General features: G+C 63.1%; 1 protein-coding gene. It reads left to right on the top strand.

Translation table 11 applies throughout. The annotated features are described in order from the left end of the window. Positions 1-56: 56 nt before the first annotated feature. The coding region (locus tag AB1287_RS22410; RefSeq protein ID WP_435619152.1) for a dihydrofolate reductase family protein at positions 57-274 on the top strand (218 nt) is incomplete at its 3' end.

Below are 274 nucleotides of genomic sequence, written 5' to 3'. Positions count from 1 at the left end.
AAGGGACACTAGGGCGTGTGTCGTACTGTCGAACCCGTCACCGAGGAGGACTTCCGATGCGCAGCGTGACCTATGCGATGAGCGTCTCGCTCGACGGCTACATCGTCGGGCCGGACGGCGGCTTCGACTGGACGGAGCCCGACGAGGAGGTCTTCCGCTTCTGGATCGACGAGATTCGCGATGTCGGCGTCCATCTGTTGGGACGACGTCTGTACGAGACGATGCTGTACTGGGAGACCGCCGACCAGGATCCCTCGCTCGACGACTCCATGCG

It is taken from the genome of Scandinavium sp. UTDF21-P1B (assembly GCF_040750395.1).
Lineage (GTDB): Bacteria > Pseudomonadota > Gammaproteobacteria > Enterobacterales > Enterobacteriaceae > Scandinavium.
Note: the sequence above shows the minus strand (reverse complement) of the source record. Positions and strands in the feature narration are given on the sequence as shown.